We start from the raw sequence: 6,075 nt of genomic DNA, 5'->3' as shown, positions 1-6,075 counted from the left end.
ACAGAACCATTGCAGTTCAAAACTCGATCGTTGCGGTTCAAAACAGAACCATTGCAGTTCAGAACTCAATCGTTGCGGCTCAAAACAGAAACATTGCAGTTTAGAACTCGATCGTTGCGGTTCAAAACAGAACCATTGCAGTTCAAAACTCGATCGTTGCGGTTCAAAACAGAACCATTGCCGCTCAGAACTCGATCGTTCCGCTTTGTAAACTGTTCGTTCCATAATCGACTGACAACACTGACAACAATGGAGGCTTAAGCGCTGTATCAGTCAACCAGATTTTCTAAAGTACATTTAGAATTCAAAGCATTTCTGAAGTAATGTGAGCAGAGCGCTTTCGTTTTGGATTCAACTCAAAATTATTCATGTCAGACACAAGCTCTTTTACGATTCGATCGGCTAATTCTACCGATGTCCTTGCAATTTTCTCGCTGATTCGAGCGCTGGCAGACTACGAAAACCTGTCTGATGCGGTCACGGGCAGTTCTGAAATGCTGGCAGAACATTTATTTGGATCTCGACCTTGTGTAGAAGCGATCGTTGCCCAATCTTCGGAGCAAATTATTGGCTTTGCGCTGTTTTTTCCCAACTATTCCACGTTCTTGACAAAGCCGGGATTGTATCTAGAAGACCTGTTTGTTTTGCCAGACTATCGAGGCAAGGGAATTGGGAAAGCGCTGCTGTCTCATCTCGCTCAGTTAGCAATCTCTCGTGATTATGGGCGATTGGAATGGAGCGTCTTGGACTGGAACGAACCCTCGATCGCCTTCTATCAGCGCATGGGTGCCACAGTTCTTCCAGACTGGCGAATCTGTCGAGTCACAGGGGAAGCGATCGCCAAAATGGCCAACGAGAATCCTTAAGAGACTCCGACTAATTTAATTTTCAAGCCCCCTATCCTGTAGAACCAGAGAATCGGGAGTTTTGGGAGGAAGCGATCGTGGCAATTTGGATAAACGAACAAGTCGATCCGGGTGGACTGCTCTACGCATGTATTGCTTGCTGTGACGAAACTCAAGCCCAGCAGTGTCACCAATCTTTTGAAGAAAATCTGACCGACACACAAAAAGCGACAGGCTGGACGGCTCGAATTCGCATCGTCGAGTCCTGGGACGAAGTGCCCGTCAACGCCCTCAAATTAGATTGAGTCAAATCGATTGAGTCAAAAAATTCTCTCTGCGCCATTCTCTGAGATCTCTTAACTTATAGAGAAGTTTTCAGAGGATTTGTCATGTACGTACTCATCGGGGGCGCAGGCTTGATTGGCTGAGTTTGGCGCAAAAGCTAGTCGAGCTAGGACACACGATCGCCCTGATTGACATTGATCCCGCCGCCTGTCGGTATGCTCGCGAACAACTGGGCGTAATGGCATTTGAGGGCAGTGCCGTTTCAACCGAGGTGCTGATCGAGGCAGGAATTCGCAAAGCCGACGCGCTGGCCGCCGTGTTGCGAGACGATGCGCTCAATCTGGCAATGGTGACGCTTTCTAGACATTACGGAGTGCCTCACATTTTGGTGAGAATGCGCCATCGAGACTTTGCAGAGCCTTATCGCTTTGCAGGAGCGACCCATGTGATCAACGCGATCGACCTCGCCGTTTCCACAATGGTCAACGTCATCGAATATCCCGAAGTCGAGTCGATGATGCACTTTGAGCAAGGTCAGATCGAAGTCGTCAAACTTGCCATCTCCGCAAACTGCAATGTGGTCGGTCGCAGTCTCGCCGAAGTCGCCCAAGATCCCAAGTTTCCCACAGGTTCGCTAATCATCGGCTACCAACCCCAAGCGCACATGGACTTAATGATCCCCAACGGCAGCACAGTTTTAGACCCCGAATCGACGGTGCTAATCGCCACCAAACCAGGAGCCATGCACGAGATTATCGATTTCATTCAAAAATGCGTTTAGTGCGAAGCCGCCCTTCATCAAATTCACTTTTGCCTCAAAGCCTCTGTCTTAAAGTCCCCCAGAATTGGGGGGTTGGGGGGCAGAAGCTCTCACTACCGAAGCGAAAGAACTCCATTGAAGTGACATTATTCAATCGTCTTCTAGCGTCAAGAGTTGTTCATCGATCGCCTTCAACCTCGATCGCACCACTTCTTCTGAAAGAATTCGCTTGCGAAGGGCATCATTGAGCGCATTTTTCTCAGCGAGCAACAATCGACGGCGCACGGCTTCAAATCGAGTACTTGTCTCCAAATTGGAGAATTTATCCTCACGACGATTATAAAAGTCACGGAGCGATCGTTCTGCCGCCGCCACTTTGACCTGATAGCCTGATCGCATCTCTTCGTAAATCGACTTGGGCAAAACGCCGCCTTTGAGCAAGGTATCTAATTCTTCTTGCGCGGCTTTTGAGGTCATCAGTTGAGACTGCAATCCCTCGATCCACTGCTGAGACTCAGACGTGTGAGACAACTTTAATCGCTGTACCAGCCACGGCAAACTAACTCCCTGCCCGACCAGTGAGAGCAAAACAGTGCCAAAGACGATCGCGATCAAAAATTCACGTCCCACTAGAGAAGATGGCAAACTCAGAGCCAGCGCCATTGAGAGCGATCCTTTGATGTTGCCCAAAAACAAAACGTGCTGCCAGCGAAAGGGAATGGGGCGATCAAACTTTCCGACCACCGCCAACATCGAATACACCGAGAGAAACCGTCCCGTCTGATACGCAAGGACAGCCAAAAGAACCGCAGGCAGCGTTCTCCCCAGAGTCGGCAAATCGATTTCTAGCCCAATCAGCAAAAAGATAAAGGTATTGACCCCAAATCCGGCATACTCCCAGAAGCTCAAAACCGTCACTCGACTAGAGGCGGACACACTGCGAGACAGTTCCAAATTGCCGATCAGCAAGCCTGCAATCACGACCGCAACGACTCCAGACACCCCCAAAAATTGACCAATTTGAAAAGCACTCAACGCGATCGCCACTGTCAACAAAATGCTGCTTAAAGGGTCATCTTCTGACCGAACATACAGCCCAATTCCCAGATATCCGAGAACGATCCCCACGGCTAACCCACCAACAAGGACGATTGCCAGTTCCCTAAGTCCTTCGATCGCCGTGACGCTGCCCGTGTTGTTGAACTTAAGGATCAGCCCAAAAATCACTAGCGCAATCCCGTCGTTAAACAGACTTTCGCCTTCGACGATCGTGATCAACCGCGACGGCACCGACACTTCTTTAAAGACTGCAATTACAGAAACCGTGTCAGTAATCGCCAAAATCACCCCTACCAACAGCGCTGGAATCCACTCCAGACTCAGCCCATATTTCAGCCCGATCGCCGTCACCCCACAAGAAATCACGACACCGGGGCCAGCCAGCATCAAAATCGGCTTGAGAGTACTTCGCAAACGGCTGATGTCAGTGTTGATCGCCGCCTCAAACAACAGAATTGGCAGAAACAAATTGATGATCAGCGAAGAATCCAGTCCAATCCGCCGCGGGAGCCACTCAGCGATCGCCAGTCCCGCTACAACCAATCCTGTTACATAGGGCACCCGTAACCGTCGAGACAACAACGCCACGATCGTCGCCACCAGCAGCAACACAATCAGCACCGTCACCAACTCAGAAAATTGCCCCTGATCACTGCCGACGATCGCCATCACTTGTCTCATGCACCTCATCTCCCACCTAACGGTTCGGTCTCCCTGTCAAAGATCCCTAACACAGACCCCCTATTCTGCAATCCGTTTCTTAAACTAAACTGAGCAGAGGTTTACACATGACCTCTTGATCAGAATTCTTGCGCTTAAGGAATAAATTCAGTGAGTCCAGACCTCCTAACTCTCCCTACTGTTGCTCCAGTCGCTGCTTCCAGCCCTTTCTCTTCGGCTGAGTTTGATGAGTATGTGATGTCAACCTACGGACGCTTCTCACTGACTTTAGAGCGCGGGGCAGGCTGTCGCGTCTGGGACGATCAGGGGCGTGAATACCTCGATTTTGTCGCTGGGATCGCTACCTGTACGCTAGGTCATGCCCATCCTGCAATGGTTGCTGCGGTCACTCAGCAGATCCAAACGCTACACCACGTCTCAAACCTGTACTACATTCCTCAACAAGGAGCGCTGGCCAAGTGGCTGGTCGAGCATTCCTGCGCCGATCGTGCCTTTTTCTGCAATTCGGGAGCCGAAGCGAATGAAGGGGCGATCAAGCTGGCTCGTAAATATGCTCACACGGTTCTCAACATTGAGAATCCCATTATCCTAACGGCTCACGCCAGCTTCCACGGTCGCACCCTCGCCACCATCACCGCCACAGGTCAGCCCAAATATCAGCAAAACTTTAGTCCTCTGGTGCCCGGTTTCCAATATGTCCCCTACAACGACATTGCCGCGCTGGAAGCCACGATCGCGCAACTAGATCAGGGCGATCGTCAAGTCGCTGCCATCTTACTCGAAGGGCTTCAAGGAGAAGGTGGCGTGCGTCCGGGTGATCTCGACTACTTCAAGCGGATTCGCCAAATTTGTGACGAGACGGGCATTTTGCTCATCCTGGACGAGGTACAGGTCGGCATGGGTCGCACAGGGCAACTCTGGGGCTACGAAAATTTGGGCATTGAGCCAGATATTTTCACTGCGGCAAAAGGACTGGGTGGAGGAATCCCGATCGGGGCAATGCTCTGCAAATCTTTCTGTGATGTCTTTAAACCTGGAGATCACGCCAGCACCTTTGGGGGCAATCCGTTTGTCTGTGCTGTGGCGTTGTCGGTGTGTGAAACGATCGAACAAGAAAATCTGTTAAAGAACGCTGAGTATCGAGGCGGACAATTGCGTTTAGGATTGCAAAAGATCGCCAAAAAGTTTCCCACTCTGATTCAAGAAGTGCGCGGCTGGGGATTGATCAACGGGTTAGAACTGAGTGCGGATGCATCATTTACGTCGATCGAGGTGGTCAAAGCAGCGATGAATGAAGGCGTTCTTCTGGTTCCGGCGGGCCCCAAGGTGGTGCGATTTGTGCCTCCGTTGATTGTGACGGCTGAGGAGATTTATCTGGCGCTGAGATCGCTCGATCAAGCCTTCACCGCCCTGACCAAAGCCTGATTTTCTGCAATCCCTTTCACAGCGGGAAAGAACCTGTATAGAATAAGGGACTGTACCCAACCCATCCTACGAACTCGGAGCCAAACAATGTCACGCAAATGCCAACTGACGGGCAAGACTGCCAACAATGGAATGGCGGTTTCTCACTCTCACCGTCGCACCAAAAAGCTGCAAGAAGCCAATTTGCAGTCTAAGAGAGTCTGGTGGCAAGAAGGCAATCGCTGGGTCAAACTGCGCCTTTCGACCAAAGCCATCAAAACGCTTGAGCGCAAGAGTCTCAGTGCTTTTGCTAAAGAAGCCGGGATTGATTTGAGCCGTCTGTAGGGCTTGCAACAGTGCTTGCAACCATTTTATTTTCCTGACTCTGGGGTGGATGAAGTACGTCTGCCCCAGTTTTGATCTATCTATGGCGCTTGACGGGTAGGTTTAGGGCAAAGTCAACCTGTTTGCCTACCGTTCAAAGTAGTTATCTTGTCCAAAATCTATGATTTAACTCAGAAAACTCAATATAGTTAGGACTTCTGCTTAGGATTGGTCAAGATTTTGTTAAGTCAACCCAATTTCTACGGATTCCAAGCTTTTTTTCGTTCAGTTGATCGCTATTTCAAAGCACCTGGGTAATATTGTTCCAACAACCATAATCCGCTGATCGACTTAAAATAAAATTCAATCCGAGTATGATATTGGCGAGAGCGACTGCTTGATCATGAAAAATTCATCGATTTTGACCTCTTTTCTCCACATCCACTGATTATCTACTGACTGACAATTTCCGTAACTTGCCGGATAGTCAAGCTTTTCTCTAGCAGGTCGCTCACGTAAGTTCCCCGTTGACGATGAGGTTGAGTTATTAAGACAGTAAGAAGATAAGTCAACCAATGTAGAGTTTTGATGAACTCACCGATCGCCCCTTGACTAGATAGCGGGGCAATGTCTGACCATACTGACAGTGCGATCAAATTACTGATTGCTTTACTGATTACTGAATTTTTTTCCTTGACTGTGCGTGCCATCTACTGC

Annotated in this window: 8 protein-coding genes; 6 read left to right on the top strand and 2 right to left on the bottom strand. The window is 49.5% G+C overall.

The window, feature by feature from the left end; genetic code table 11:
• The 4 genes from ACJ2PR_RS10560 to ACJ2PR_RS10545 all read left to right on the top strand — a co-directional run.
• A partial coding sequence (locus ACJ2PR_RS10560) for a hypothetical protein (protein WP_446876974.1) occupies positions 1-261 on the top strand: 261 nt, incomplete at its 5' end.
• Between the two features lie 107 nt (positions 262-368).
• Positions 369-866 (top strand): N-acetyltransferase family protein, encoded by a 498-nt coding sequence (locus tag ACJ2PR_RS10555; protein ID WP_446866052.1) that lies wholly within the window; start codon positions 369-371, stop codon positions 864-866.
• A gap of 77 nt (positions 867-943) precedes the next feature.
• Positions 944-1,150, top strand: coding sequence for a glycogen debranching protein (locus ACJ2PR_RS10550; RefSeq protein WP_446876973.1), 207 nt, complete (start codon positions 944-946; stop codon positions 1,148-1,150).
• 125 nt (positions 1,151-1,275) lie between these two features.
• The gene (locus ACJ2PR_RS10545; protein ID WP_446876972.1) at positions 1,276-1,911 is read left to right on the top strand and encodes a potassium channel family protein; all 636 of its coding nucleotides are present in this window, start codon (positions 1,276-1,278) and stop codon (positions 1,909-1,911) included.
• A gap of 129 nt (positions 1,912-2,040) precedes the next feature.
• Here ACJ2PR_RS10545 and ACJ2PR_RS10540 read toward each other — a convergent pair whose 3' ends face one another.
• Positions 2,041-3,630 carry a cation:proton antiporter gene (locus ACJ2PR_RS10540; protein ID WP_446876971.1) on the bottom strand — a complete coding sequence of 530 codons (1,590 nt, stop codon included), beginning with the start codon at positions 3,628-3,630 and terminating at the stop codon, positions 2,041-2,043.
• Positions 3,631-3,780: 150 nt separating this feature from the next.
• On the opposite strand from ACJ2PR_RS10540, the gene ACJ2PR_RS10535 reads away from it, so the two are divergent.
• A complete protein-coding gene (locus ACJ2PR_RS10535) occupies positions 3,781-5,055 on the top strand; it encodes an acetylornithine/succinylornithine family transaminase (RefSeq protein ID WP_446876970.1) in 1,275 nt (424 codons plus the stop codon).
• 87 nt (positions 5,056-5,142) lie between these two features.
• The gene (gene rpmB, locus ACJ2PR_RS10530; protein WP_446856624.1) at positions 5,143-5,379 is read left to right on the top strand and encodes a 50S ribosomal protein L28; all 237 of its coding nucleotides are present in this window, start codon (positions 5,143-5,145) and stop codon (positions 5,377-5,379) included.
• A 431-nt stretch (positions 5,380-5,810) separates the two neighbouring features.
• Here the strand turns inward: rpmB and ACJ2PR_RS10525 are convergent, their stop codons facing one another.
• On the bottom strand, positions 5,811-6,068 hold the full coding sequence (locus ACJ2PR_RS10525; RefSeq protein WP_446866048.1) for a hypothetical protein: 258 nt from the start codon (positions 6,066-6,068) through the stop codon (positions 5,811-5,813).
• Positions 6,069-6,075 lie beyond the last annotated feature (7 nt).

It is taken from the genome of Phormidesmis sp. 146-33, from assembly GCF_052939515.1.
This window is presented reverse-complemented; position numbering and strand designations above follow the sequence as displayed.

Excerpts from the sequence above, each read along its gene's own strand:
- rpmB (WP_446856624.1), top strand. The coding sequence starts at position 5,143 with ATGTCACGCAAATGCCAACTGACGGGCAAGACTGCCAACAATGGAATG.
- ACJ2PR_RS10540 (WP_446876971.1), bottom strand. The coding sequence starts at position 3,630 with ATGAGACAAGTGATGGCGATCGTCGGCAGTGATCAGGGGCAATTTTCT.
- ACJ2PR_RS10525 (WP_446866048.1), bottom strand. The coding sequence starts at position 6,068 with ATGGCACGCACAGTCAAGGAAAAAAATTCAGTAATCAGTAAAGCAATC.
- ACJ2PR_RS10555 (WP_446866052.1), top strand. The coding sequence starts at position 369 with ATGTCAGACACAAGCTCTTTTACGATTCGATCGGCTAATTCTACCGAT.